This is a genomic window from Pseudomonas sp. GW821-FHT01C01 (assembly GCF_059422645.1).
Genome location: NZ_JBWKXF010000007.1, coordinates 22220 through 48812 on the forward strand (window position 1 = coordinate 22220; position 26593 = coordinate 48812).

26 protein-coding genes are annotated in these 26593 nt (G+C 60.7%); 24 read left to right on the top strand and 2 right to left on the bottom strand.

Annotation, left to right across the window (positions count from 1 at the left end; all coding sequences use genetic code 11):
* Positions 1 to 106 precede the first annotated feature (106 nt).
* From AC07XF_RS06840 to AC07XF_RS06895, 12 genes are all read left to right on the top strand, one after another.
* Positions 107 to 2341 carry a DNA internalization-related competence protein ComEC/Rec2 gene (locus AC07XF_RS06840; protein ID WP_495025913.1) on the top strand — a complete coding sequence of 745 codons (2235 nt, stop codon included), beginning with the start codon at positions 107 to 109 and terminating at the stop codon, positions 2339 to 2341.
* Positions 2342 to 2439: 98 nt separating this feature from the next.
* The gene (locus AC07XF_RS06845; protein ID WP_495025914.1) at positions 2440 to 3075 is read left to right on the top strand and encodes a MotA/TolQ/ExbB proton channel family protein; all 636 of its coding nucleotides are present in this window, start codon (positions 2440 to 2442) and stop codon (positions 3073 to 3075) included.
* Positions 3072 to 3500, top strand: a complete 429-nt coding sequence (locus AC07XF_RS06850) for an ExbD/TolR family protein (protein ID WP_495025915.1) — start codon at positions 3072 to 3074, stop codon at positions 3498 to 3500. The genes AC07XF_RS06845 and AC07XF_RS06850 overlap by 4 nt, the downstream gene beginning before the upstream one ends.
* A complete protein-coding gene (gene lpxK, locus AC07XF_RS06855; RefSeq protein WP_495025916.1) occupies positions 3500 to 4510 on the top strand; it encodes a tetraacyldisaccharide 4'-kinase in 1011 nt (336 codons plus the stop codon). Before AC07XF_RS06850 ends, lpxK begins: the two co-directional genes overlap by 1 nt.
* A 24-nt stretch (positions 4511 to 4534) precedes the next feature.
* Positions 4535 to 4720 (top strand): Trm112 family protein, encoded by a 186-nt coding sequence (locus AC07XF_RS06860; RefSeq protein ID WP_003179363.1) that lies wholly within the window; start codon positions 4535 to 4537, stop codon positions 4718 to 4720.
* Complete coding sequence (gene kdsB, locus AC07XF_RS06865; protein ID WP_495025917.1) at positions 4717 to 5481, top strand: 3-deoxy-manno-octulosonate cytidylyltransferase; 765 nt, start codon at positions 4717 to 4719, stop codon at positions 5479 to 5481. Before AC07XF_RS06860 ends, kdsB begins: the two co-directional genes overlap by 4 nt.
* Positions 5481 to 5945 carry a low molecular weight protein-tyrosine-phosphatase gene (locus AC07XF_RS06870; protein WP_495025918.1) on the top strand — a complete coding sequence of 155 codons (465 nt, stop codon included), beginning with the start codon at positions 5481 to 5483 and terminating at the stop codon, positions 5943 to 5945. Before kdsB ends, AC07XF_RS06870 begins: the two co-directional genes overlap by 1 nt.
* Positions 5942 to 6961, top strand: a complete 1020-nt coding sequence (gene murB / locus AC07XF_RS06875) for a UDP-N-acetylmuramate dehydrogenase (protein WP_495025919.1) — start codon at positions 5942 to 5944, stop codon at positions 6959 to 6961. The genes AC07XF_RS06870 and murB overlap by 4 nt, the downstream gene beginning before the upstream one ends.
* Positions 6962 to 7201: 240 nt before the next feature.
* Positions 7202 to 7672: a (2Fe-2S)-binding protein gene (locus AC07XF_RS06880; RefSeq protein ID WP_008046998.1), complete on the top strand. Its 471-nt coding sequence runs from the start codon at positions 7202 to 7204 to the stop codon at positions 7670 to 7672.
* A complete protein-coding gene (locus tag AC07XF_RS06885) occupies positions 7669 to 9990 on the top strand; it encodes a xanthine dehydrogenase family protein molybdopterin-binding subunit (RefSeq protein WP_495025920.1) in 2322 nt (773 codons plus the stop codon). The genes AC07XF_RS06880 and AC07XF_RS06885 overlap by 4 nt, the downstream gene beginning before the upstream one ends.
* Positions 9990 to 10973, top strand: a complete 984-nt coding sequence (locus AC07XF_RS06890; RefSeq protein WP_495025921.1) for an XdhC family protein — start codon at positions 9990 to 9992, stop codon at positions 10971 to 10973. The genes AC07XF_RS06885 and AC07XF_RS06890 overlap by 1 nt, the downstream gene beginning before the upstream one ends.
* Complete coding sequence (locus tag AC07XF_RS06895) at positions 10970 to 11560, top strand: nucleotidyltransferase family protein (RefSeq protein WP_495025922.1); 591 nt, start codon at positions 10970 to 10972, stop codon at positions 11558 to 11560. The genes AC07XF_RS06890 and AC07XF_RS06895 overlap by 4 nt, the downstream gene beginning before the upstream one ends.
* Positions 11561 to 11745: 185 nt before the next feature.
* On the opposite strand, the gene rne is transcribed toward AC07XF_RS06895, so the two are convergent.
* Positions 11746 to 14973, bottom strand: a complete 3228-nt coding sequence (gene rne, locus AC07XF_RS06900) for a ribonuclease E (RefSeq protein ID WP_495025923.1) — start codon at positions 14971 to 14973, stop codon at positions 11746 to 11748.
* A gap of 701 nt (positions 14974 to 15674) precedes the next feature.
* Here rne and rluC point away from each other — a divergent pair.
* The 3 genes from rluC to AC07XF_RS06915 are packed head-to-tail and all read left to right on the top strand — an operon-like array spanning position 15675 to position 18300.
* On the top strand, positions 15675 to 16637 hold the full coding sequence (gene rluC, locus AC07XF_RS06905) for a 23S rRNA pseudouridine(955/2504/2580) synthase RluC (RefSeq protein ID WP_007977058.1): 963 nt from the start codon (positions 15675 to 15677) through the stop codon (positions 16635 to 16637).
* Positions 16624 to 17286 carry an HAD-IA family hydrolase gene (locus AC07XF_RS06910; RefSeq protein ID WP_495025924.1) on the top strand — a complete coding sequence of 221 codons (663 nt, stop codon included), beginning with the start codon at positions 16624 to 16626 and terminating at the stop codon, positions 17284 to 17286. Before rluC ends, AC07XF_RS06910 begins: the two co-directional genes overlap by 14 nt.
* A gap of 24 nt (positions 17287 to 17310) precedes the next feature.
* Positions 17311 to 18300 carry a S49 family peptidase gene (locus AC07XF_RS06915; protein ID WP_495025925.1) on the top strand — a complete coding sequence of 330 codons (990 nt, stop codon included), beginning with the start codon at positions 17311 to 17313 and terminating at the stop codon, positions 18298 to 18300.
* A 203-nt stretch (positions 18301 to 18503) separates the two neighbouring features.
* Here AC07XF_RS06915 and AC07XF_RS06920 read toward each other — a convergent pair whose 3' ends face one another.
* Positions 18504 to 19082 carry a Maf family protein gene (locus AC07XF_RS06920; RefSeq protein WP_495025926.1) on the bottom strand — a complete coding sequence of 193 codons (579 nt, stop codon included), beginning with the start codon at positions 19080 to 19082 and terminating at the stop codon, positions 18504 to 18506.
* A gap of 105 nt (positions 19083 to 19187) precedes the next feature.
* Here AC07XF_RS06920 and AC07XF_RS06925 point away from each other — a divergent pair, with 105 nt between their 5' ends.
* The 9 genes from AC07XF_RS06925 to mltG all read left to right on the top strand — a co-directional run bounded on the left by AC07XF_RS06925 (position 19188) and on the right by mltG (position 26585).
* Complete coding sequence (locus tag AC07XF_RS06925) at positions 19188 to 19715, top strand: YceD family protein (RefSeq protein WP_007942001.1); 528 nt, start codon at positions 19188 to 19190, stop codon at positions 19713 to 19715.
* A gap of 13 nt (positions 19716 to 19728) precedes the next feature.
* Positions 19729 to 19911: a 50S ribosomal protein L32 gene (gene rpmF / locus AC07XF_RS06930; RefSeq protein ID WP_003179396.1), complete on the top strand. Its 183-nt coding sequence runs from the start codon at positions 19729 to 19731 to the stop codon at positions 19909 to 19911.
* Between the two features lie 4 nt (positions 19912 to 19915).
* Positions 19916 to 20926, top strand: coding sequence for a phosphate acyltransferase PlsX (gene plsX, locus AC07XF_RS06935; protein WP_495025927.1), 1011 nt, complete (start codon positions 19916 to 19918; stop codon positions 20924 to 20926).
* A gap of 125 nt (positions 20927 to 21051) precedes the next feature.
* Positions 21052 to 21990, top strand: a complete 939-nt coding sequence (gene fabD / locus AC07XF_RS06940) for an ACP S-malonyltransferase (protein WP_495025928.1) — start codon at positions 21052 to 21054, stop codon at positions 21988 to 21990.
* Between the two features lie 16 nt (positions 21991 to 22006).
* Entirely contained in the window at positions 22007 to 22747 is a 741-nt protein-coding gene (gene fabG / locus AC07XF_RS06945; RefSeq protein WP_007987168.1) for a 3-oxoacyl-ACP reductase FabG, read from the top strand.
* 197 nt (positions 22748 to 22944) lie between these two features.
* Positions 22945 to 23181, top strand: a complete 237-nt coding sequence (acpP, locus tag AC07XF_RS06950) for an acyl carrier protein (protein ID WP_003175607.1) — start codon at positions 22945 to 22947, stop codon at positions 23179 to 23181.
* Positions 23182 to 23289: 108 nt separating this feature from the next.
* The gene (gene fabF / locus AC07XF_RS06955; protein ID WP_007987172.1) at positions 23290 to 24534 is read left to right on the top strand and encodes a beta-ketoacyl-ACP synthase II; all 1245 of its coding nucleotides are present in this window, start codon (positions 23290 to 23292) and stop codon (positions 24532 to 24534) included.
* A complete protein-coding gene (gene pabC, locus AC07XF_RS06960; protein WP_495025929.1) occupies positions 24534 to 25349 on the top strand; it encodes an aminodeoxychorismate lyase in 816 nt (271 codons plus the stop codon). Before fabF ends, pabC begins: the two co-directional genes overlap by 1 nt.
* 3 nt (positions 25350 to 25352) lie before the next feature.
* Positions 25353 to 26585 carry an endolytic transglycosylase MltG gene (mltG, locus tag AC07XF_RS06965; protein ID WP_495025930.1) on the top strand — a complete coding sequence of 411 codons (1233 nt, stop codon included), beginning with the start codon at positions 25353 to 25355 and terminating at the stop codon, positions 26583 to 26585.
* The last annotated feature ends 8 nt before the right edge of the window (positions 26586 to 26593 follow it).

A 26593-nucleotide genomic window follows, 5' to 3' on the forward strand; every position in this document is an offset into this window, starting at 1 on the left:
TATGTCTGGATTCTATAAGCTGCCCATTCAGACTTTGTGACAATTATTGACGACGCCCATGCGACGGACGGGCTAAGCCTTGAAGGGGACTCTCAAGGACGGGCTTATGCGCACAGGGATGATGGCGCTGGCGTTGGGTCTGCTGACCTTGCGCTTTTTACCGGCATTGCCGCCGGTCTGGTTGTGGTTGGCGATGCCGCTGGCGGGTTTGATGTTGCTGCCGTTCAGGACCTATCCAGTGGCTTTTTACCTGTTCGGTTTGAGTTGGGCCTGCGCGAATGCCCAGTCGGCACTGGATGACCGACTGTCTCCGGGGCTGGACGATGAAACCCGCTGGGTCGAAGGACGGGTCACGGGGCTGCCCCAGCATGACGATGCAGTGGTGCGTTTCGAACTGGCCGACACTCAGTCCCGCCGCACTCATCTGCCGAAGCATTTGCGCCTGGCCTGGTATGACGGGCCGCCGGTGAACAGTGGCGAGCGCTGGCGTCTGGCAGTCAAATTGAAGCGCCCGGCCGGGCTCCTCAATCCGCAGGCCTTCGACTATCAAGCCTGGTTGCTGGCACAACGCATCGGGGCGACCGGGAGGGTCAAGGAGGGCGAACGCCTTGCGCAAGCCCAATGGGCCTGGCGCGATGGAATCCGTCAGCGTTTGCAAGCGGTGGATGCCCAAGGGCGAAGCGGCGCGTTGACGGCGTTGGTACTCGGGGACGGCGCCGGACTGAGTCGCGAAGACTGGCAGGTATTGCAGGACACCGGCACGGTGCATCTGCTGGTCATTTCCGGGCAGCACATCGGTTTGCTGGCCGGGGTGGTGTATCTGTTGATTGCAGGACTGGCCCGCCATGGACTGTGGCCGAGCCGTTTGCCGTGGTTGCCGTGGGCCTGTGGCCTGGCATTCGCCGCTGCACTGGGTTACGGGATGCTGGCCGGGTTCGATGTGCCTGTGCGCCGGGCCTGCCTGATGATCGGTCTGGTGTTGTTGTGGCGTCTACGGTTCCGGCATCTCGGTGCCTGGTGGCCGCTGTTGCTGGCGCTCAATGGGGTTTTGTTACTGGACCCGCTGGCGAGTCTGCAACCGGGGTTCTGGTTGTCTTTTGCGGCGGTGGCCATCTTGATATTCACCTTTGGCGGCCGGTTGGGCCCTTGGCGCTGGTGGCAGACCTGGACCCGTGCGCAATGGCTGATTGCAATCGGTTTGTGCCCGTTGTTGCTGGTGCTGGGGTTGCCTGTCAGTATCAGCGGCCCGTTGGCCAATCTGTGGGCGGTGCCGTGGATCAGCCTGCTGGTATTGCCGCCTGCTTTGCTCGGTACGCTGTTGTTGCCGGTGCCTTATGTCGGCGTGGGCCTGCTATGGCTGGCCGGTGGTTTGATCGATTGGCTGTTCCGGGGGCTGGCCCTGGTGGCAGGGCAGGTGCCGGCGTGGGTACCGATGGCGATCCCGTGGTGGGTATGGGGACTTGGCGCGCTGGGCGCATTTTTCCTGCTGTTGCCGCGGGGCGTGCCGCTGCGGCCGCTGGGCTGGCCGATGTTGTTGCTGCTGGTTTTTCCACCGCGGCCAATGGTGCCGCAGGGTATCGCTGACGTCTTGCAACTGGACGTGGGGCAAGGCCTGGCAGTCCTTGTGCGCACCCGCCATCACACGCTGCTGTACGATGCTGGCCCGCGCGTTCGTGATTTCGACCTGGGAGAGCGCGTGGTGCTGCCAACACTGCGCAAACTGGGTGTGGAGAATCTGGATCTCATGTTGATCAGCCACGCCGATGCCGATCATGCCGGTGGTGCACGCGCAATCGCCAAGGGAATGCCGATCAAGCAGGTGCTAAGCGGTGATCCCTTGGCGCTGCCGCTGGAATTGAAGGCCCAGGCCTGTGAAAGCGGTAAGCGCTGGACCTGGGATGGCGTGCAGTTCCGGTTGTGGCAATGGTCTTCCGCCAGTGACCGCAATCAGAGGTCCTGTGTCTTGCAGATAGAAGCCGCAGGTGAACGCTTGCTGCTGACCGGTGACATCGACACTGCCGCCGAACGAGCTCTGCTCGACAGCCCATTGGCGGTGCCCACCGATTGGCTGACGGCGCCGCATCATGGCAGTCGCAGTTCGTCATCCATGGCCTTGCTTGCCGGGTTGCAAGCAAGATCGGTGTTGATCTCGCGCGGCCAGGGCAATGCCTTCGGTCATCCGCATCCGACGGTCGTGGCGCGTTATCAAAAGCGCGGGATGGCGATCTACGATAGCGCTGAACACGGTGCCATTCGTCTGCAACTGGGGCGCTTCGAACCGCCGTGGACAATGCGCCAGGAGCGGCGTTTCTGGCGCGATCCGCCGCCCTTGAACCCATAACCGAGTGTTATTAAAGCCCGACCGGATGCGACATCACGGTCTTCGGTGCGCCCACCCCCTATGTTAGAGTGGCGCACTTTTTCGAGGGGACTGTCACTGTGTGGGAAATGGTCAAATCCGGCGGCTGGATGATGCTGCCGATCATTCTGAGTTCCATCGCGGCCATGGCGATCGTCGCCGAACGCCTCTGGACACTGCGAGCCAGCCGCGTGACCCCGGAACACTTGCTCGGGCAGGTCTGGGTCTGGATCAAGGACAAGCAGCTCAATAAAGAAAAGCTCAAGGAACTGCGCGCCAACTCCCCGTTGGGCGAGATCCTGGCGGCCGGCCTGGCCAACTCGAAACATGGTCGCGAGATCATGAAGGAGTGCATCGAAGAGGCCGCTGCCCGGGTGATCCACGAGCTGGAGCGCTACATCAACGCGCTGGGCACCATTGCCGCCATGGCGCCGTTGCTGGGTCTGCTGGGTACCGTGTTGGGCATGATCGAGATCTTCAGTTCGTTCATGGGCACGGGCATGACGACCAACGCCGCAGTGCTGGCCGGTGGTATTTCCAAAGCCTTGATTACCACGGCTTCGGGCCTGATCGTCGGTATCCCGTCGGTGTTCTTCCACCGGTTTCTGCAACGGCGCATTGATGAACTCGTCGTGGGCATGGAGCAGGAAGCCATCAAGCTGGTTGAAGTGGTGCAGGGCGACCGTGACGTTGATCTGGCTGAGGGCAAAGCGTGAAATTCCGCCGCAAGCAACGGGAGAACGTGGACATCAACCTCGTGTCGCTGATCGACGTGGTGTTTGTCCTGCTGCTGTTTTTCGTGGTGACCACCACCTTTACCCGTGAAACCCAGTTGCGCGTTGAGCTGCCGGAAGCGGTCAGTGGCGCATCTGCCGACGACCAGACCCGGCAGCTCGAAATCGCCATCAGTGCCGACGGTGTGTTCTCGGTGAACAACCATATATTGCCGAAAAGCGACCTGACCACGTTGATGGAAGCGCTGCAGAAAGAATCCAATGGTGATACCAACCTGCCATTGTCCATCAGCGCCGATGGCAAATCCCAGCATCAGTCGGTCATCACTGCGATGGACGCCGCCGGCAAACTCGGTTTCAGCCATTTGCGCATGACCACGATCGAGGCGGCGCCCCCCGCGCCCTGATGACCATGTCCGATCGATTGCTGGCCGCGTGGTACGCAGGTCATCCGGCCCTGAAGCTGTTGCAGCCACTGGAGTGGCTGTACCGGCGCGTGGTCATGAACAAGCGCAAGCGCTTTCTGGCGGGTGAGGGCGAGATCTATCAACCTCCGGTGCCACTGATCGTCGTTGGCAACATCACCGTTGGCGGTACTGGCAAGACGCCGCTGATTCTGTGGATGATCCAGCATTGTCAGCGCAGCGGCCTGCGGGTCGGCGTGGTCAGTCGTGGATACGGCGCCAAGCCGCCGCAGTTGCCGTGGCGGGTCGAGGCCGAGCAGAGCGCCGACATCGCCGGTGACGAGCCGTTGCTGATCGTCCAGCGCACGGGCGTGCCGTTGATGATCGACCCCAATCGCAGCAACGCTGTCAAAGCGTTGCTGGCCAGTGAGCCGCTGGACCTGATCCTGTCCGACGACGGCATGCAGCATTACCGCATGGCCCGCGACCTGGAACTGGTGTTGATCGACGCCGCCCGCGGCCTGGGCAACCGCCGTTGCCTGCCTGCCGGGCCGTTGCGCGAACCGGTCGAGCGCCTGCAAAGCGTTGACGCGGTCCTCTACAACGGTGCCGCGGCTGACCGCGAGGATGGTTTTGCCTTTCAATTGCAACCTGCCGCGCTGATCAATCTGCGCAGCGGTGAACGGCGTCCCCTTGACCACTTCCCCTCCGGCCAGGCCCTGCACGCGGTGGCTGGCATCGGCAATCCGCAACGTTTCTTCAAAACCCTCGAAACGCTACACTGGCAGCCAGTTCCGCATGCGTTTGCCGACCACGCCGAATACAGCGTGGCGGCTTTGAATTTCACGCCGTCATTGCCGTTGGTGATGACGGAAAAGGATGCGGTGAAATGCCGTGCCTTTGCCGCCGCCGATTGGTGGTATCTGGCGGTTGATGCTGTGCCGTCGCCGGCCTTCGTGGCCTGGTTCGACACACAGCTGATGCGCCTGTTGCCGGCTCGTTTGTTGCCTTAAATCCGTTTTTTCAAGGGAATGCTCATGGACACCAAATTGCTCGATATCCTCGCTTGCCCGGTCTGCAAAGGCCCACTCAAACTCAGCGCCGACAAGACCGAGCTGATCAGCAAGGGCGCCGGCCTGGCCTACCCGATTCGCGACGGCATCCCGGTGATGCTCGAATCCGAAGCACGCACCCTGACCACCGACGAGCGCCTGGACAAATGACCACAGCCTTTACCGTTGTCATTCCGTCGCGTTACGCCTCCACCCGCCTGCCGGGCAAGCCGCTGCTGCTGATCGGCGGCAAGCCGATGATCCAGCATGTCTGGGAACAGGCGAGCAAGAGCAGCGCCGAGCGGGTGGTGGTGGCCACCGACGACGCGCGCATCATCGAGGCCTGCAAAGGCTTTGGTGCCGAAGTGGTGTTGACCCGTGAAGATCACAATTCCGGCACCGATCGCCTGGCCGAAGTCGCGATGAAGCTGGGCCTGGCGCCCGATGCCATCGTAGTCAACGTCCAGGGCGACGAACCGCTGATCCCGCCGAGCGTGATCGATCAGGTTGCCGCCAACCTGGCCGCCCACGCTGAAGCGCGCATGGCCACCCTGGCCGAGCCGATCGAAGACGTGGATACCCTGTTCAATCCCAACGTGGTCAAGGTCGTCAGCGACCTCAATGGCCTGGCGCTGACGTTCAGTCGTTCCACTTTGCCCTGGGCGCGGGACGCATTCGCCGTGAACCGTGAGCAGTTGCCGGAAGGTGTGCCGTATCGCCGCCATATCGGCATCTATGCCTACCGCGCCGGTTTCCTGCAGGATTTCGTCAGCTGGGGTCCATGCTGGCTGGAAAACACCGAGTGCCTGGAACAGCTGCGAGCCCTGTGGCACGGTGTGCGCATTCACGTTGCTGACGCACTGATCGCGCTGCCAGCCGGTGTCGATACGGCTGAAGACCTTGAGCGCGTCCGTCGCCTGCTGGAGGCGTGATGCGGGTTCTGTTTGTCTGCCTGGGCAACATCTGCCGCTCTCCCACGGCCGAAGGCGTGCTGCGGCATAAGTTGCGTGAGGCGGGGCTGGCTGAGCGGGTCGAAGTCGCTTCCGCCGGCACCGGTGACTGGCATGTCGGCAAGGCGCCGGACAAGCGCAGTCAGGCCGCGGCGAAGTTGCGCGGCTATGACTTGTCCGCCCAGCGCGCCCAACAAGTCACCCGCGCCGATTTCGCCACGTACGACCTGATCCTGGCGATGGACAACAGCAACCTGCGCAACCTCAAGGCCTTGCAACCGGCCAAGGGCAAGGCTGAGTTGGACTTGTTCCTGCGCCGTTACCAGTCGGAAGTCGATGAAGTACCGGACCCGTACTACGACGGCGAACAAGGCTTCGAGCAGGTACTGGACCTGATCGAGCGCGCCAGCGATTTACTGGTGATCGAATTGAAGGGACGGTTATGAGTTTGCAGGTTCAATCGCAGGTTTCGCTCAAGCCGTTCAACAGCTTTGGCGTGGATGTCCAGGCCCGGCTGTTTGCCGAGGCCCATAGCGACGCCGATGTGCGTGAAGCCTTGGCCTATGGGCTGGAGTATAAGGTGCCGGTGCTGGTGATCGGCGGTGGCAGCAACCTGCTGCTGACGGCGGATATCGATTCACTGGTGCTGCGCATGGCCACTCGCGGGATTCGCGTGCTGAGCGATGACGGTAGCAAGGTGGTGATTGAAGCCGAGGCGGGTGAGCCTTGGCATCCGTTCGTGCAACACACCTTGGCCCAGGGGTTGTCCGGTCTGGAAAACCTCAGCCTGATTCCCGGCACCGTCGGCGCTGCGCCAATGCAAAACATCGGCGCTTATGGCGTCGAGATCAAAGACGTGTTTGCCGGTCTGACCGCGCTGGATCGCCAGAGCGGTGAACTGCGCGACTTCACACTGCAAGAGTGCAACTTCGCTTACCGTGACAGCCTGTTCAAGCAGGAACCGGGGCGTTGGTTGATCCTGCGTGTGCGTTTCGCCCTCGACCGTGCCGCGCACTTGCACCTCGAATACGGACCGGTACGTCAGCGCCTGACCGAACAAGGCATCGACCATCCGACCGCCACCGATGTCAGCCAGGCCATTTGCAGCATCCGCAATGAAAAACTCCCGGACCCCGCCGTACTCGGCAATGCCGGCAGTTTCTTCAAGAATCCCTTGGTGTCGGCGGCGTTGGCCGCACGAATCAAGGGTGAGTACCCGGACCTGGTGGCTTATGCGCAACCTGATGGCCAGATGAAATTGGCTGCCGGTTGGCTGATTGAGCGGGCAGGGTGGAAAGGTTTTCGCGATGCCGACGCGGGTGTTCATAAGCTGCAGGCGCTGGTGCTGGTCAACTATGGCAGCGCAACGGGCCTGCAATTGCTGAACCTGGCGCAGCGCATCCAGAAAGACATTTCAGAACGTTTCCATGTCGACCTGGAAATGGAGCCGAACCGGTATTGAGCTAAGCTTTCAAGACGAATCAAAAAGCCCTGCACAACTTCATTTGTGCAGGGCTTTTTTGTTAATGCTCGGTTAACTTAGTCAGCTAACGATGCACACACTTGTTCCACCAAGGGCCCGGTGCAGACGTCTGTGTCCGCATAAGAGAGCCTATTAGCCTGAGTCGATCTGCGTGCGACCCACCGAGATCCAGCGGCAGATTGCTCGACCCCATAACTCAAGAACTATGCGGGCGTGCCCATGATTACCCTGAAACTCAATGGTCAAGACCATCAACTCGACGTGACCGAGGATATGCCGCTGCTCTGGGCGATCCGCGACGTGGCCGGTTACAACGGCACCAAGTTCGGCTGCGGTATGGGCCTGTGCGGGGCCTGCACCATTCATATCGAAGGGGCTCCGGCACGTAGTTGCATCACGCCCATCGGTTCAGTCGTTGGACAGAACGTCAGCACCATCGACAACCTGCACGCCGATCCGATCGGCAAAGTCGTACAGCAAGCCTGGCTTGACACGGCAGTCGCCCAATGCGGTTTCTGCCAGGGCGGGCAAATCATGTCGGCGACGGCGCTGCTCAAGACCAATCCGAACCCGAGCGACGAGCAGATCGAAGAGGCGATGGTCGGCAACATCTGCCGCTGCGGCACCTATAACCGTATCAAAACGGCCATCCGCCAGGCTTCCACTCACTTGAAGGAGGCCAAGGCATGAGCCATTTACCGAATGATTTTGCCTTGAGCAACCTCAGTCGCCGGGGCTTCCTTAAAGGGGTTGGCGCTACCAGTGCTTTGGTGCTGGCGGCGAGCTGGGGCTGGCAAGACGCATTTGCTGAAGAGAAAGAGAAAAAGTTCGGCGCTGACGGCATGCCCCACGGCTGGGTTGATGATCCCAAGGTCTATGTGAGCATCGCCGCCGATGGCACGGTGACCGTGATCTGTAACCGCTCGGAGATGGGCCAGGGCGTGCGCACCAGTCTGACCATGGTGGTGGCCGATGAGCTGGAAGCCGATTGGGCGATGGTCAAGGTGCAGCAGGCCCCCGGTGATGAAGTGCGCTTCGGTAACCAGGACACTGACGGCTCGCGTAGCATGCGCCACTGGTATGAACCGATGCGCCGTTGCGGGGCCGCTGCACGAGCCATGTTGGAACAAGCCGCCGCTGACCAGTGGAAAGTGTCGGTCGGCGAGTGCCATGCGCAACTGCATAAAGTCATTCATAAACCGTCGGGCCGCGAACTGGGCTATGGAGCGTTGGCCGCCGCTGCCGGCGCTTTGGCCGTACCGGCGCGTGACAGCCTGAGGCTCAAGCAACCTTCCGAATTCCGCTACATCGGCAAGGAAGGCACCAAGGCCATCGACGGTGAAGACATCGTCAACGGTCGTGCGATCTACGGTGCCGACGTACATTTCGAAGGCATGCTCTATGCCACCATTGCGCGGCCTGCGGTGTATGGCGGCAAAGTCAAAAGCTTCGATGGCAGCGCGGCGATGAAAGTCCCCGGCGTGGTCAAGGTAGTGCAGATCGAAAGCCGTCCGTTGCCTTCGGAGTTCCAGCCCCTGGGTGGCATTGCCGTGGTGGCGAGCAATACCTGGGCGGCGATCAAGGGGCGCGAGGCGCTGAAAATCGAGTGGGATGACGGCCCCAACGCCAGTTACGACTCGATTGCCTATCGCAAGGAGCTCGAAGCGGCCTCGCTCAAGCCCGGCAAGGTGGTGCGTAATACCGGCAACATCGACGAGGCCATGTCCAGCGCCGATAGCACGCTGGAAGCCTCCTACTACTTGCCGCATTTGTCACAGTCGCCGATGGAACCGATGGTCGCCATTGCGCGATTCAAGGACGGAGCGTGCGAAGCCTGGGGGCCAAGCCAGGCGCCGCAGGTCACGCGGGAACGGATCGGTGAACGCCTGGGTCTGCCGTTCGACAATGTCACGTTCAACGTGACCCTGCTGGGTGGCGGGTTCGGGCGCAAGTCCAAGCCTGACTTCATCATCGAAGCCGCCGTCCTCGCCAAGGAATTCCCCGGCAAAGCGGTGCGGGTGCAATGGACCCGCGAAGACGACATCCACTGTTCCTACTTCCACACCGTGTCGGCCGAGTACCTCAAGGCCAGTCTGAACAAGGATGGCCTGCCGTCCGGCTGGTTGCACCGTACGGTGGCCCCGAGCATCACCGCGTTGTTCGCGCCGGGCATGAACCATGAGGCGGCGTTCGAGCTGGGCATGGGATTCACCAACATGGCGTATGCGATCCCCAACATTCGCCTGGAAAACCCCGAGGCAACGGTGCATACCCGGGTTGGTTGGTATCGCTCGGTGTCAAACATTCCCCATGGCTTCGCGATCCAGAGTTTTATCGATGAACTGGCGCACAAGGCCGGGGAAGATCCGCTCAAGTACCAGATCAGATTGCTCGGTCCGGACCGTCAGATCGATCCGCGAACCTTGAGTGAAGAGTGGAACTACGGCGAATCCCCCGAGCGTTATCCGATCGACACCGCACGCCTGCGCACAGTACTGGAGACCGCCGCCAAAGCCGCCGGTTGGGGGCGCGAGCTGCCCAAGGGGCGCGGCCTGGGCCTGGCGGTGCATTACAGCTTCGTGACGTATGTGGCGGCAATGATCGAGGTGGAGGTCAAAGACGACGGCACGCTGGTGGTGCACAAGGCCGACATCGCCGTCGATTGCGGGCCGCAGATCAACCCCGAGCGGATTCGTGCGCAGTTCGAGGGCGCCTGCGTCATGGGCCTGGGGAATGCGGTGCTGGGGGAAATCAGCTTCAAGGACGGCAAAGTGCAGCAGGATAACTTCCACATGTACGAAGTGGCACGCATGTCCCTGGCGCCGAAAGAAGTAGCCGTGCATCTGGTGACGCCGCCGGGCAATGTTCCTTTGGGTGGTGTCGGTGAACCGGGCGTGCCACCGATTGCGCCAGCGCTGTGCAATGCGATCTTTGCTGCCACCGGCAAACGCATCCGCAATCTGCCGGTTCGTTATCAGCTGTCGGGCTGGCAGAAGGCCGAAGCCTGATGGACAGCGCCGATCTGAACGTCCTGCGCAGTGTGCTGCAATGGCATCGCGCCGGTCAGCGGGTGGTGTTGTACAGCGTGGTCGAAACCTGGGGCACTGCGCCCCGGGCACCCGGTGCCATGCTGGCCTTGCGTGAAGACGGCATGGTGATTGGTTCGGTCTCAGGCGGGTGTGTCGAGGATGACTTGATCGCCCGGCTGCACGATGGCCGACTTGCGCTTGACGGGCCGCCGGTGCAACTGATCACGTACGGCGTGACCCGCGAGGAAGCTGCACGTTTCGGCTTGCCCTGCGGCGGCACCTTGCGCCTGACCGAGGAACGCATCGACGATGGGGATTGGGTCGAGCAATTGCTCGCCCGTTGTGAGGCCCATGAAATCGTCGCGCGTGTACTGAACCTGGCCACCGGCGAAGTGCTTTTGCAGCCGGCCAGCAAAACTGACATGTTGACGTTCGACGGACAGACCTTGTATGCAATCTATGGCCCACGCTGGCGCTTGCTGCTGATCGGTGCAGGGCAGCTGTCGCGCTATGTTGCCGAAATGGCCCGCCTGCTGGATTTCGAGGTACTGATTTGCGATCCGCGTACTGAGTTCGTTTACGGCTGGGAGGAGCAGCACGGACGATTCGTTTCGGGCATGCCGGATGAGGCGGTGTTGAATATCCAGACCGATGAACGCACGGCCATCGTTGCCTTGACCCATGATCCGCGTCTGGACGACATGGCGTTGCTCACGGCCCTGGATTCCAAAGCCTTTTACGTTGGAGCGCTGGGGTCGCGAGTCAACAGCCAGAAGCGCCGGGAAAACCTGGCTCAACTGGGTTTGGCGCAACCGGCGATTGACCGTTTGCATGGTCCGATCGGTTTGCATATTGGCAGTCATAATCCAGCGGAAATCGCCTTGTCGCTCATGGCGGAAATCGTGGCGGTGAAAAATGGCGTCGAGCTGAAACAGAAAAAAAACCTGCAGGAGAGCGTATGAGCGAGTCCATCGGCGTCATCGTGTTGGCGGCGGGGCAGGGCAGCCGGTTTCGTCAGGTGGCGGGCGCCGAAAAGGATAAATTGCTGGTTGATTGCACCGGGCGTGACGGCGCGGTGCGGTCCGTGATCGAGCACACGTTGGTCAACCTGCCGGTCGCTCTGGACAAGCGCGTACTGGTGACGACCGCTGACCGCCCACAGGCGATGCGCATGGCTAAGGCCTATGGCTGCGAGATTGTACTGATCGAGTCGACGGGAATGGGTGACAGCATTGCCGCTGGAGTCGCTGCCTGCAAGCAACTTGATGGCTGGCTGATGGTGCTGGGGGATATGCCGTTCATCCTGGCCTCCAGTATCGAGAAAGTGTTGGCGGGTATCAGCGATCACAGTATTAGCGTGCCAGTGCAGGGCGGTGAGTACGGGCATCCGGTCGGGTTCGGGCGGGACTTCGCGGCGGGGTTGATGGCGTTATCGGGGGATCGTGGCGCGAAACCGCTGTTTGCCCAAGGGCGGGTGGTTGAAGTGGCCGTGGATGATCCCGGTGTGTTGTGGGATGTGGATGTGCCTGAGGCGTTGGAGTTCAGGTAGTTCCGGAGGTGATCCCCCTGTGGGAGCGGGCTTGCTCGCGAAGGCGGCCTGGCAGTCAACTGAGATGTTGGATGATCCACCGCCTTCGCGAGCAAGCCCGCTCCCACAAAGGGTAGTGTGATGATGAGGCATAAAAAAAGCCCCGCCTGGGATCACCAGGCGGGGCTTTTTCATGGCCGATGGAATCAGACGAGAGGTTTAGGCTCGTGCTCTTTTTCCAGGGCTTGTTCGTGTTGCTCTACCGCGTCCTGAACGGAGCGCGGCGCTTCGTGGATCACCGACTCGACCGGCTCGGCAGCGACTTCTGCGGCCGGGGCAGGAGCTGCCTCAACTACTTCAGCAGCAACCGGTGCAGGCTCGGCAGCGACAACCGCTTCAGCCGGAGCAGCAGCGGCAGCCAGTTCGGCTTCCTTCTGCAGACGCTCGGCTTCACGCTTGCGACGACGCACTTCACGTGGGTCGTTAGGCGCGCGGCCGCTTGGCGTCAGGGCGCTGACAGGAGCCGCCTCGACTACCGGTGCAGGTGCAGGCGCTTCGGCAACTACCGGTGCTTCAACGACTGGCGCTTCAACCACCGGCGCTGGAGCCGGTTCTGCAGCGGCAACCACCGGCTCGGAAACCATGGCTTCAGCCACTTCGGCTTCAGCGGCTGGTGCAGCGGTTTCAGCGACGGCTGGCTCGGCCACCCAGTTGAACGCCGTTTGCTCTTCACGTACTTCGCGAACGGTTTCGGTCACGGTTTCGACGACGGCTTCTGCAACCACTGGAGCCGGCTCGGCAGCTGCTTCAACGGCAGGCTGTGCCTCGGACGCTGGCGCCACTTCGATTTCCGGCGACGCGGTGATTTCGACCGGCGTGGTCGCTTCAACGACTGGCGCTTCGACTGCAGCAGTTTCCAGGGTAGCGGCAGTGGCGCGTTCGGCTTGCACGTTGGCTTCTGCTTCAGCCGGAGCGCTGATCACGCTGCTGGCAACGGCTGCGGTAACAGCCAGGCCGGCGGCCAGATCGGCAACGCTTGGTGCTTCGGCGTTTTCGCCGGACTCGGACTCTTCCGAACCTTCGATCACGTTGCCGTTGGCATCACGCTGACGCTCGCGACGGTTGCTGCGACGACGCTGGCCACGGGAGCGGCGGCGTGGACGATCGCCTTCGGCGTTTTCCTGACCGTCTTCCTGCAGTTGCTCTTCGTTGGTGGTCAGTTCTTCTTCGGCAGCGGCTGCGACAGCTTGTTCGGCACGTGGCTGACGCTCTTCACGCGGTGGGCGTGGAGCGCGCTCTTCACGTGGCTGGCGAGCTGGACGCTCTTCAGCGGTAGCAGCGGCGGCCGGAGCGGCATCCAGAGGCTCGCGCAGTTCACGAACGCGTTCTTCGCGCTCGCCACGTGGCTTGCGATCTTCACGCGGAGCGCGCGGTGCACGTTCTTCACGAGGAGCGCGTGGTGCGCGTTCTTCGCGGGCGACTGCCGGCGTTTCTTCACGGGACTCGCGAGGCTCGCGCACTTCGCGTGGCTGACGTTCCTCACGTGGTTCACGTGGTGCGCGTTCTTCACGCGGTGCACGCTCTTCGCGAGGCTTGCGCTCTTCATCGCGGCGAACGTTGCGGTTGCGGCTCTGCTGGCGACCGTTGCGACGCTCTTCGTTGCGGGCCGGACGTTCGGCGGCAGGTTTTTCAACCACAACCGGCGCAACAGGCTCTTCCTTGGTGGCGAACAGGCTCACCAGCGATTTCACCAGGCCTTTGAACAGGCTTGGCTCTGGCACGGCAACCGGGGCAGGGGCTGGAGCGGCAACTTCGGTCGGAACCGGAGCGTTGGCGCGGGCCGGAGCGGTCTTGACCGCCGCTTCCTGGCGTACCAGGGTGCGGGTCGCAGCGGCTGGCTGGACTTCTTCGACTTCGGCAGCGGCAGCGGCGATTTCGTAGCTGGACTGGTTGGTCGCGGCTTCCGGGCTGTCGTCACGCAGGCGCTGCACTTCGAAGTGCGGCGTTTCGAGGTGATCGTTCGGCAGGATGACGATACGGGCGCGGGTGCGCAGTTCGATCTTGGTGATCGAGTTGCGTTTTTCGTTGAGCAGGAACGCGGCCACCGGGATCGGCACTTGTGCACGAACTTCGGCGGTACGGTCTTTCAGGGCTTCTTCTTCGATCAGGCGCAGGATCGCCAGGGACAGCGATTCAACGTCACGGATGATGCCGGTGCCGTTGCAACGCGGGCAGACGATGCCGCTGCTTTCGCCCAGGGACGGACGCAGGCGCTGACGGGACATTTCCAGCAGGCCGAAGCGCGAGATGCGACCGACTTGCACGCGAGCGCGGTCGGCTTCCAGGCATTCGCGGACTTTCTCTTCCACGGCGCGCTGGTTCTTGGCAGGGGTCATGTCGATGAAGTCGATGACGATCAGGCCGCCGATGTCGCGCAGGCGCAACTGACGGGCGATTTCTTCGGCGGCTTCAAGGTTGGTTTGCAGCGCGGTTTCTTCGATGTCGCTGCCTTTGGTGGCGCGCGCCGAGTTGATGTCGATGGACACCAGGGCTTCGGTCGGATCGATCACGATGGAACCGCCGGAAGGCAGTTCGACCACGCGCTGGAACGCGGTTTCGATCTGGCTTTCGATCTGGAAACGGTTGAACAGCGGAACGCTGTCTTCGTACAGCTTGATCTTGCTGGCGTACTGCGGCATCACCTGACGGATGAAGGTCAGGGCTTCGTCCTGGGCTTCAACGCTGTCGATCAGCACTTCGCCGATATCCTGGCGCAGGTAGTCGCGGATCGCGCGGATGATCACGTTGCTTTCCTGGTAGATCAGGAACGGCGCGGCGCGATCCAGCGAGGCTTCCTTGATAGCGGTCCACAGTTGCAGCAGGTAGTCGAGGTCCCACTGCATTTCTTCGCTGCTGCGACCCAGGCCGGCGGTGCGCACGATCAGACCCATGTCGGCCGGGGCAACCAGGCCGTTCAGGGCTTCACGCAGTTCATTGCGCTCTTCGCCTTCGATGCGACGGGAGATACCGCCGGCACGCGGGTTGTTCGGCATCAGCACCAGGTAACGACCGGCCAGGCTGATGAAGGTGGTCAGGGCGGCGCCCTTGTTGCCACGTTCTTCCTTTTCGACCTGAACGATGACTTCCTGGCCTTCGCTCAGGACGTCCTTGATGTTGACGCGACCTTCCGGGGCTTTCTTGAAGTATTCGCGGGAGATTTCTTTGAGGGGCAGGAAGCCGTGGCGCTCAGAGCCGAAATCGACAAAGGCAGCCTCAAGGCTTGGTTCGATGCGAGTAATCCGGCCTTTATAGATGTTGGCCTTCTTCTGCTCGCGTGCACCGGATTCGATGTCCAGGTCGTAGAGGCGCTGGCCATCTACCAGTGCAACACGCAACTCTTCGGGTTGAGTTGCGTTAATCAGCATTCTTTTCATGTAGTACCGTCGGTTTCCGGGCTGCCGGAAACGGCGTTCGGCACACACGACTTCTCACGGTCGGTGTCAGGTGCGTCGGGAGTGGTTGGCCATTTCCCGTGTCCAGCGAAGTCCGGCCAATGTGGGCCTTCATCGCGACGTACGCGTCCTGCTTGCTGTGGCTACTTAAGCACTCAGTCAGGAGGAGGAATCAACCAGCGGCTGTGGACGAGATGAAGCGTCTTGATAAAGCCTGTTGCTACACAGTCCGGCGGTTGTGCATCTCCACCCTACACGTATCCCTGATAATTCGGGTGCTGCCGCGCGCAGAATCCGCAGCGGGTTGGCATTTACCGTGAGCTCCGAAAGGGGAGGTCACGCATCATGGCTAATTTAGGCGTTGTTTCCGATGCTTTCGCTCGGGGTCATTCGCAACTGACTGCACTTTGTGAACTGGCCGTGAATATGGCTCGCAAAACGAGTAAAAACTCTGCTTTGTGGCGTGATTCAGGCCTCATGTCACCTGCGCTCGTTACACCTGCAAACTCCACCGTTACGTAGCGAAAGCCCCGTAGGACGGCCTCGCGTCCTGGTGAATTGCGTTGGTCAGGGCCGGTTTTTGACCGTTGGTCCGCTGTCCAGGCCGCTTTTGGCGACGTTCGCGACTATAGCAGCAATGATTAAGTGCTTCAATTCCATAAAAAATTGTTATCATCCGCGCCATGACGACGACTACCCCCCCGACTCCAGGCGTACAACTGCTTGAGGTCTCGCCGGAATATGCCGGCCAACGTATTGATAATTTCCTTCTCGCCCGACTCAAAGGCGTGCCCAAGACCTTGATTTACCGCATTTTGCGCAAGGGCGAAGTGCGCGTGAACAAAGGTCGGATCAAGCCCGAGTACAAGCTGCAGGCGGGCGATATCGTGCGCGTGCCGCCGGTTCGCGTGCCTGAGCGCGACGAGCCGGTGCCGCTGGCACAAGGCCTGCTGCAGCGGCTCGAAGCCTCGATTGTCTTTGAAGACAAGGCGCTGATCGTGATCAACAAGCCCGCCGGCATTGCGGTTCACGGCGGTAGCGGCCTGACTTTCGGGGTGATCGAAGCCTTTCGTCAGTTGCGCCCCGATTGCAAAGAGCTCGAACTGGTTCACCGTCTCGATCGTGATACGTCCGGCCTGTTGATGATCGCCAAGAAGCGCAGCATGTTGCGCCACTTGCACACCGCGTTGCGCGGTGATGGCGTCGACAAGCGCTACATGGCGCTGGTCCGCGGCAACTGGGCGAGTTCGATCAAGCAAGTCCGTGCGTCGCTGGGCAAGAGCAATCTGCGCTCCGGCGAGCGCATGGTCGAGGTCGACGAGGAGGAGGGGAAGGAGTCCGTGACCGTGTTCAAGGTCCTGCGCCGCTTCGGCGACTTTGCCACCCTGATCGAAGCCAAGCCGATTACCGGCCGGACTCACCAGATCCGCGTCCATACCTTGCACGCCGGGCATTGCATCGCTGGCGACACCAAGTATGGCGATGAAGGTTTCAGCAAGGAAATCCGCGATCTGGGCGGCAAGCGCCTGTTCCTGCATGCCTACATGCTGACCGTGCCGTTGCCTGATGGCGGCGAGCTGAAGTTGCAGGCGCCGGTCGACGAAATGTGGGCCAAGACTGTGGAGCGATTGAGTGCGCCCATCTGATTACAAGCTGCTGATCTTCGATTGGGACGGCACGCTGGCCGACTCCATCGGCCGGATTGTCGAGGCGATGCATGTTGCCTCGCAGCGCTCCGGATTTGAGTTGCGCGATGATTTTGCCGTGAAAGGCATCATCGGCCTGGGCTTGCCGGAAGCGATCCGCACCCTGTATCCCGAGATTGGTGACGCCGAGTTGATCGCGTTCCGCGAGCACTATGCCGAACATTACATCGCGTCGGAGGCTGTGCCTTCGCCGTTGTTCGAGGGGGTGGTCGAGTCGCTCGAGGCATTTCGTGCCGAGGGGTATCATCTGGCTGTGGCGACCGGCAAGGCCCGTCGCGGGCTGGATCGGGTGTTGAAGTCCCATGGCTGGGAGAATTACTTCGATATCACCCGCGCCGCTGACGAGACCGCCAGCAAGCCCCATCCGCTGATGCTCGAGCAAATTCTCGCGCATTGCGAGGTTCGCCCGGAGCAGGCACTGATGGTCGGTGATTCGTCCTTTGATTTGCAGATGGCGCGCAACGCCGGCATGGGTTCGGTCGCCGTCAGTTATGGCGCTCAATCGATCGATGCGTTGAAGTTGTATGAACCGCAACTGGCCATCGACCATTTTTCTGAATTGCATGCCTGGCTGAGTCAGCGGGCTTAACCGGTTGTTTTTGGGGTGGATGGCATGACCGACGAATGGAAGGCGCCCGCCAAGGTGAGCGCAGAGAGCGGTGACGACAAAAGCTGGAAGCTGCTGGAAAAAACGCTGCTGGCCGGCGTGCAGGAGCAACGTCGGTCCCGTCGCTGGGGAATATTCTTCAAGCTTCTGACTTTTGTGTATCTGCTCGGCGCAATTGTTCTGTTTTCGCCGCTGATGGATATGGAAAAAGCCGCTACCCGCAGCGACCATTACACGGCGCTGATTGATGTAACGGGCATGATTGCCGACAAGGAGCCGGCCAGCGCAGACAATATCGTTGGCAGCCTGCGCGCGGCTTTCGAGGACGAGAAGGTCAAGGGCGTCATCCTGCGCATCAACAGTCCGGGCGGCAGTCCGGTGCAGTCGGGTTATGTCTATGACGAGATCCGTCGTCTGCGCGGCTTGCATCCGGACATCAAGTTGTACGCGGTCATTTCCGATCTGGGGGCTTCCGGTGCTTACTACATCGCCAGCGCGGCGGACCAGATCTACGCCGACAAGGCGAGCCTGGTCGGCTCCATTGGTGTGACGGCGGCAGGCTATGGCTTTGTCGGCACCATGGAGAAGCTGGGCGTCGAGCGTCGCACTTACACCTCGGGCGAGCACAAGTCGTTCCTCGATCCGTTTCAGCCAGAGAAGCCGGAAGAAACCGCCTTCTGGCAGGGCGTGCTCGATACGACTCACAAGCAGTTCATCAATAGCGTCAAGCAAGGGCGTGGCGATCGCCTGAAGGACAAGGAGCATCCGGAGCTGTTTTCCGGTCTGGTCTGGTCGGGCGAGCAGGCGCTGCCACTGGGATTGATCGATGGGCTGGGTAATGCCAGTTCGGTTGCGCGGGATGTGATCGGCGAGAAAGAGTTGGTGGACTTTACCGTTCAGGAGTCGCCATTCGATCGCTTCTCGAAAAAGCTCGGTGCCAGCGTGGCTGAGCATTTGGCGATGTGGATGGGTTTTAACGGTCCGTCGTTGCGCTGATTTTCATCGTGTAGAGAAACCGGCCCAAGTGGCCGGTTTTTTTCGTTTGAGCGCAGTCTCTGTAGCAGCTGGCGAAGCCTGCGTTCGAGTGCGCAGCGCTCGCCAAGACATCCACCGCGACCTTACAGGCGAATCGCGCACCGGAATTGCGAGCGCTGCGCACTCGAACGCAGGCTTCGCCAGCTGCTACATGCTTGTCGTGATCAGGGGATTCGTACGCCTTCGGCGAGCAGCATGTCCACGAGGCGAATCAAGGGCAGGCCGACGAGGCTGGTAGCGTCCGGGCCTTCGGTGCTTTGAAACAGGCTTACCCCCAGGCCCTCGGCCTTGAAGCTGCCAGCGCAATCGTAGGGTTGCTCGGCGTGCAGGTAGCGTTCGATGCGGGTCACGTCGAGTGTGCGCATGTGTACGGTGAAAGGCACGCAATCGACCTGGCAGTGCCCGGTCTGGCTGTTGAACAGGGCCAGGCCGGTCAGGAAGGTCACGCTGGCACCGCTGGAGGCCAGCAGTTGCTCGCGGGCTTTTTCGAGCGTGTGGGGCTTGCCGATAATCCGGTCTCCCAGCACGGCGACCTGATCGGAGCCGATTATCAGATGAGCGGTATGGCTATCGGCCAGGGCGCGTGCTTTCTCTTCGGCGAGGCGCTTGACCAGTTCGATGGCGGATTCGCCCGGGCGATGGCTTTCGTCGATATCCGGCGAGCTGCAAGTGAAAGGCAGCTGCAAGCGGGTCAGTAATTCCCGGCGATAGACCGAGCCAGAAGCAAGTAATAAAGGCAGCATGCGCATCTCCAGAAGGCAGGTGCGAATTCTAGCGAGGCTTCCAAGTGACGGACAGGGCTGAATTTCCTTTGACATGGGCGGGTGCATCCCTATAATGCTGCGCCTATGTTGAATGACCCGATTCCACCTCACGTTGACCCGCGCAAATTGGCTGATCGTGGCACCACCCTTCAAGGTGAAATGCTGCTGGCCGATTTGGAGAGACTCTGCGACCCGCTTTCCGACAATGTCGGTACGGTGCAGGCTAAATTCGTTTTTGAACGAGATGAACGTAAATCTGTGGTCATCCACAGCTTTATCGACACTGAAGTCAAAATGGTTTGCCAGCGTTGTCTTGAGCTGGTCACCCTGCCGATCCACAGCGAATGCAGTTACGCTGTGGTGAAGGAGGGTGCGAATACCCAGTCGTTGCCGAAAGGTTATGACGTGCTGGAACTGGGCGAAGATCCTTTGGATCTGCAGTCACTGATCGAGGAGGAGCTTCTGCTCGCCTTGCCCATTGTGCCTGCTCATCATCCGGAAGAATGCCAGCAGCCGGCGGGAGCAGATGAGCCCGAACCGAGCGAGGACGAGGTAACGCGGTCCAACCCGTTCAGTGTATTGGCGCAGTTAAAGCGTGACCCAAACGTTTAGGAGTTAATCAATTATGGCTGTTCAGCAGAACAAAAAATCCCGCTCTGCCCGTGACATGCGCCGTTCGCACGACGCTCTCGAGGCTAGCACCCTGTCTGTAGAAAAAACCACCGGTGAAGTTCACCTGCGTCACCACGTATCGCCAGAAGGCGTATACCGTGGCCGTAAAGTGATCGACAAGGGCGCTGACGAGTAATCACTTGTCCGCTCAAGTCATCGCGATTGACGCAATGGGCGGGGACTTCGGTCCCCGCAGCATTGTCCAGGCCAGCCTTGCTTGTCTGTCTGCTACGCCCTCGTTGCACCTGATCCTCGTTGGTCACCCCTCCCTTCTTGAAGAATTGATCGCTGGCCATTCGGCTGTGGATCGCGCGCGCCTGTCGATTGCCGCGGCGAGCGAAGTCATTACCATGGACGAAAAGCCCGCCCAGGCCTTGCGTGGCAAGCCTGACTCGTCGATGCGCGTGGCTCTTGAGCTGCTGCGCGACGGTAAAGTCCAGGCCTGTGTCAGTGCCGGCAATACCGGGGCGCTGATGGCGTTGTCGCGGTTCGTGCTCAAGACCCTGCCGGGCATTGATCGTCCGGCCATGGTGGCGGCGATCCCGACGCAAAAGGGTTACTGCCAATTACTCGACCTGGGTGCCAACGTCGATTGCAGTGCCGAGCATCTGTTGCAGTTTGCGCTCATGGGCTCGGTTGCGGCGGAGACCCTGGGCATAACGCGTCCGCGGGTGGCGTTGCTGAATATCGGCACCGAAGACATCAAGGGCAATCAACAGGTCAAGCTGGCAGCGACGTTGTTGCAAAGCGCCCGTGGCATCAATTATATCGGCTTTATCGAAGGCGACGGTTTGTACCGTGGTGAAGCGGATGTGGTGGTGTGTGACGGTTTTGTCGGCAACATCCTGCTCAAATCCAGCGAAGGCCTGGCGACCATGATTGCCGGGCGCATTGAGGCATTGTTCAGAAAGAACGTGGCCTCTCGCGTGATTGGCGCGCTGGCACTGCCCTTGATGAAGCGTCTGCAGGCTGACCTGGCGCCTGCCCGGCACAATGGCGCGAGCTTTCTCGGACTGCAGGGAATTGTGGTGAAAAGCCACGGTTCTGCCGGGGTTCAGGGTTTTCAAAGTGCCATTCAGCGAGCCTTGATCGAGATTCAGGAAAATCTTCCCGAACGCCTGCACGGTCGTCTGGAGGATTTGTTGCCTTAGGCGTTTTCGTCGGACAATGCTTAAATGTGACCGCTTGGTTCGATGGGCCATCCAACTGTCAGTTTCTTGCGTCCCCGAAGCGGGGCGCCAACTCTCCGACGACAAGATCATTAGGGGCTTGTTACATGTCTGCTTCCCTCGCATTCGTCTTCCCGGGACAGGGTTCGCAGTCCCTCGGCATGCTGGCCGAGTTGGGCGCACAACATCCGGTTGTCCTTGAAACATTCAAAGAAGCTTCCGATGCACTGGGTTACGACCTGTGGGCACTGACCCAGCAAGGGCCGGAAGAGCAACTCAATCAAACCGATAAAACCCAACCGGCCATTCTGACCGCCTCGATCGCCCTGTGGCGTCTGTGGCTGGCGGAAGGTGGTGCGCGTCCGGCTTATGTCGCCGGTCACAGCCTGGGCGAATACAGCGCACTGGTCGCAGCGGGCAGTTTGAGCCTGGGCGACGCGGTGAAACTGGTCGAGCGTCGCGGCCAACTGATGCAGGAAGCCGTTCCGGCCGGGCAGGGCGGCATGGCCGCCATCCTGGGCCTGGACGATGCTGACGTGCTGGCAGCCTGTGCCGAAGCGGCGCAAGGCGAAGTGGTCAGCGCGGTCAATTTCAACTCGCCGGGCCAAGTGGTCATTGCGGGTGCCAAGGCTGCCGTCGAACGCGCCATCGAAGGCTGTAAGGCGCGTGGTGCCAAGCGCGCCATGCCGTTGCCGGTCAGCGTACCATCCCACTGCGAGTTGATGCGTCCGGCTGCCGAGCGTTTCGCTGAATCGATCGCCGCGATCGACTGGCAGGCACCGCAGATTCCTGTGGTCCAGAACGTCAGTGCCGAAGTGCCGGCCGATCTGGAAACCCTCAAACGCGATCTGCTCGAGCAACTGTACAAGCCAGTACGCTGGGTCGAGTCCGTACAGGCGCTGGCCGCCAAGGGCGCGACCAACCTGGTCGAGTGTGGCCCGGGCAAAGTGCTGGCCGGTCTGAACAAGCGTTGCGCCGAAGGCGTGTCGACATCCAACCTCAATACCCCAGACGCTTTCGCTGCCGCCCGTGCAGCGTTGGCCTGAATCAGGAGAAGCTTGCATGAGTCTGCAAGGTAAAGTTGCACTGGTCACCGGTGCCAGCCGTGGTATCGGCCAGGCTATCGCCCTGGAACTGGGTCGTCAGGGCGCCATCGTTGTGGGTACCGCGACCTCTGCGTCGGGTGCCGAACGTATTGCCGCGACCCTGAAGGAAAACGGTATTCAAGGCACCGGCCTGGAACTCAATGTCACCAGCGACGAGTCCGTGGCAAGTGTTCTGGCAAGCATTCAGGAACAGTTCGGTGCGCCGGCGATCCTGGTCAACAATGCCGGCATCACCCGCGATAACCTGATGATGCGCATGAAAGACGACGAGTGGCACGACGTTGTCGATACCAACCTGAACAGTCTGTTCCGCCTGTCCAAGGGCGTTTTGCGCGGCATGACCAAAGCCCGTTGGGGCCGAATTATCAGTATTGGTTCGGTTGTGGGTGCCATGGGCAACGCAGGCCAAGTAAACTACGCTGCCGCCAAGGCCGGCCTGGAAGGTTTCAGTCGTGCTCTGGCGCGTGAAGTCGGTTCGCGTTCGATTACGGTAAACTCGGTGGCCCCAGGGTTCATCGATACCGATATGACCCGTGAACTGCCCGAGGCGCAGCGTGAAGCCTTGCAGACGCAGATTCCGCTGGGTCGTCTGGGGCAAGCTCAAGAGATCGCGTCCGTGGTCGCTTTTCTTGCGTCGGACGGTGCGGCTTACGTTACCGGAGCTACAATCCCGGTGAACGGCGGGATGTACATGTAATTCAAATGTGACGGATTGCTTCAAAAAAATGTCATACGAGCTGTCTAAAATCCGTTATAAAGCTGCAATCTATTTTATAGGCATAGGGTCACCGGGTTTGAGGAGTGAAGCTTTCAGTTGAAAAGCTGAAAAGCCTTTCTATACACTTACCCACTGGCCAGCTGCCTGAATTTGTCCATTAGGAGTGAAAACAAGGTATGAGCACCATCGAAGAGCGCGTCAAGAAAATCGTTGCTGAGCAACTGGGCGTTAAAGAAGAAGAAGTGGTCAACACTGCTTCCTTCGTAGAAGACCTGGGTGCCGACTCCCTTGACACCGTTGAGCTGGTGATGGCTCTGGAAGAGGAATTCGAGACCGAAATCCCTGACGAAGAAGCTGAGAAGATCACTACTGTACAAGCTGCAATCGACTACGTTACTAGCCACCAGGCGTAATAGTTTGTAATCGTTGCTCGCTGTCATGGAAAAACCGCACTGCCATCATGGCGTGCGGTTTTTTCTTTAGGCCTGATGCAAAGTCGTCATTTGAAAAAGGAGAGTGCTGTGTCGCGTAGACGCGTCGTAGTCACCGGTATGGGTATGTTGTCGCCACTGGGCACGGATGTGCCGAGCAGCTGGCAGGGCATTCTGGCTGGCCGCAGTGGCATTGGTCTGATCGAACACACCGACCTTTCTGCCTATTCCACCCGTTTTGGCGGCTCGGTAAAGGGCTTCAATGTCGAGGAATATCTGTCGGTCAAGGAAGCCCGCAAGCTCGACCTGTTCATTCAATACGGTTTGGCCGCAGGTTTTCAGGCGGTACGCAACGCCGGTCTGGAAGTCACCGATGCCAACCGTGAACGCATCGGCGTGGCCATGGGCTCGGGTATTGGCGGACTGACCAATATCGAAGAAACCAGCCGCACCCTGCACGAGACCGGCCCACGACGGATTTCTCCGTTCTTCGTGCCAGGCTCGATCATCAATATGATTTCCGGTTTCCTGTCGATCCATCTGGGGGCACAGGGACCTAACTACGCCATCGCCACGGCCTGTACCACCGGTACGCACTGCATTGGCATGGCAGCCCGCAACATCATGTACGACGAAGCCGACGTGATGATTGCCGGCGGCGCCGAAATGGCGGCCTGCGGTCTGGGCATGGGCGGCTTCGGTGCCTCCCGCGCGCTGTCGACCCGCAACGACGAGCCGACCCGCGCCAGCCGTCCATGGGACAAGGGCCGCGATGGCTTTGTGCTGTCCGATGGCGCCGGTGCGCTGGTCCTCGAAGAACTGGAACACGCCAAGGCTCGCGGCGCGACTATCTATGCCGAGCTGATCGGCTTCGGCACCAGTGGCGATGCTTACCACATGACGTCGCCGCCGGCCGATGGCGCCGGTGCCGCCCGTTGCATCACCAATGCCTTGCGCGATGCGAAGATCAACAGCGATCAAGTCCAGTACATCAACGCCCATGGCACCTCGACGCCAGCCGGTGACCTGGCCGAAGCCTGTGCGATCAAGTCGGTGTTCGGCGATCACGCCTACAAGCTGGCCGTCAGTTCGACCAAGTCCATGACCGGTCACCTGCTGGGTGCGGCGGGTGCGGTCGAGGCGATCTTCAGCGTGCTGGCCATCAACAGCCAGGTAGCGCCACCGACCATCAACCTCGATGAGCCGGACGAAGGCTGCGACCTCGATTTCGTGCCGCACACCGCGCGCAACATGGATATCGATGTGGTTGTTTCCAACTCCTTCGGTTTTGGTGGCACCAACGGCTCGCTGGTGTTCCGCCGGTTTGCAGGCTGATGGACAGCTGGGTCGACGGTCAGCCGGCTGACGCTTTGCCGCTGAAGGATCGCGGCCTGGCTTATGGCGATGGTCTGTTCGAGACCATCGCCGTGCGCAACGGGCAGCCAGTGTTGCTGGACCGACATCTGTCGCGTCTGGCGGATGGCTGTTCGCGTCTGGCGCTTGCCGCCGATCAGACGTTGATCCGCAGCGAATTGCAGGCCTATGCCGCGGCATTGGGTGACGGGGTGCTCAAGCTCATTCTCACTCGCGGCGACGGCCTGCGCGGTTACGCCCCCGATCCTTCGGCTCAGGCCCGACGCATTCTGCAAGGCAATCCTCCTGCGGCTTACCCTGCCGCGCATGGCGAGCAGGGTGTTCGTCTGTTTCCTTGCGCCACGCGATTGTCCAGACAGCCATTACTTGCCGGCCTCAAGCACCTGAACCGTCTTGAACAAGTCCTCGCCCGTGGCGAATGGCAGGACACCGAACATGCCGAAGGCTTGATGCTCGATCAGGCCGGGCGCGTGATTGAAGGCGTGTTCAGCAATTTGTTCCTGGTGCGTGATGGTGTGCTCATCACCGCTGACCTCAAGCGCTGCGGCGTGGCCGGCGTGATGCGTGCCGAAATATTGTTTCAGGCCAAGTCGCTTGGAATCCCCACGCAAATCGCCGACATTCCCCTCGAACAGCTGCAATGGGCTGACGAAGTCTTTGTCTGCAACAGCGTGTATGGTATCTGGCCGGTGCGCGCCTGTGCTGCTCTTCACTGGCCGGTTGGGCCGCTCACCCGTAAACTCCAAACCATTGCCCGTGTGCTACTGGATGCTTGATACGTGAGACGTAAATTCTTGCTGCTGCTGGAAACCGGAGTGGTTCTGGCGGGGCTGCTGTTGGGTGCTTCAGCCTGGAAAATTCATTCGGCGCTGGTTCAGCCGCTGAACATTGCCCAGGAACAATTGCTGGATGTGCCCAAGGGCACGACACCGACCCGCACCCTTTATCGACTCGAAGCCAATGGCATCATCAAGGACGCGTTCTGGCTGCGTGTGTATTGGCGCTTCAATCTCCCCAAGCAGCCGCTGCACAGCGGTGAGTACCGCATGCAACCGGGGATGACCGTCGAAGGCCTGATTGATTTGTGGAAGCGTGGGGAAATGGTTCAGTACAGCCTGACGCTGGTCGAAGGCTGGAATTTCCGTCAGGTCCGCGCAGCGCTGGCCAAGGAAGAGAAGCTCGATCATAGCCTCAACGGTTTGAGCGATAGCCAGGTCATGGACAAGCTCGGCCACACCGGAGTTTTTCCGGAAGGGCGGTTCTTCCCTGACACCTATCGTTACGTGCGCGGCATGTCCGATATCGAGCTGCTGAAAACCGCTTACGACCGCCTCGACGAAGTACTCGCCAAGGAGTGGGATCAGCGCGCTACGGATACGCCATATACCGAACCCTACCAGGCGCTGATCATGGCCTCGCTGGTCGAAAAGGAAACCGGTGTACCGCAGGAACGCGGGCAAATTGCCGGTGTGTTTGTGCGGCGCATGGCGATGGGCATGTTGTTGCAGACCGACCCGACGGTGATCTACGGCCTCGGCGACCGCTACAGCGGCAAGCTGACCCGGGCTCATCTCAAGGAAGCGACGCCCTATAACACCTACATGAATGCGGGCCTGCCGCCGACCCCGATTTCGATGGTCGGTCGCGAGGCCATCCATGCGGCACTCAACCCGGTGGAGGGCAACAGCCTTTACTTCGTGGCACGCGGTGATGGTACTCACGTGTTCTCCGACGATCTGGATGCACACAATAATGCGGTGCGTGAGTTCCAGCTCAAGCGTCGCGCCGATTACCGCTCCAGCCCGGCACCAGCTACCGCTCCCGAGACGCCGCAGACCCAAGGTGAGCAGACCGATACGCAGGAGGCCAAGGCTTCGCAGGAGCTGGCGCCGATCCCGGCCGCTTCACCGAACACGGCTCCGGAGGCTCTGCCGCAGGTGCCACCGCAAGATCCTGCGCCGGCCCCTGAAACGCCGGAACCTGATGCAAGCGCACCGAAAGGTGCGCAATGACTCTGACT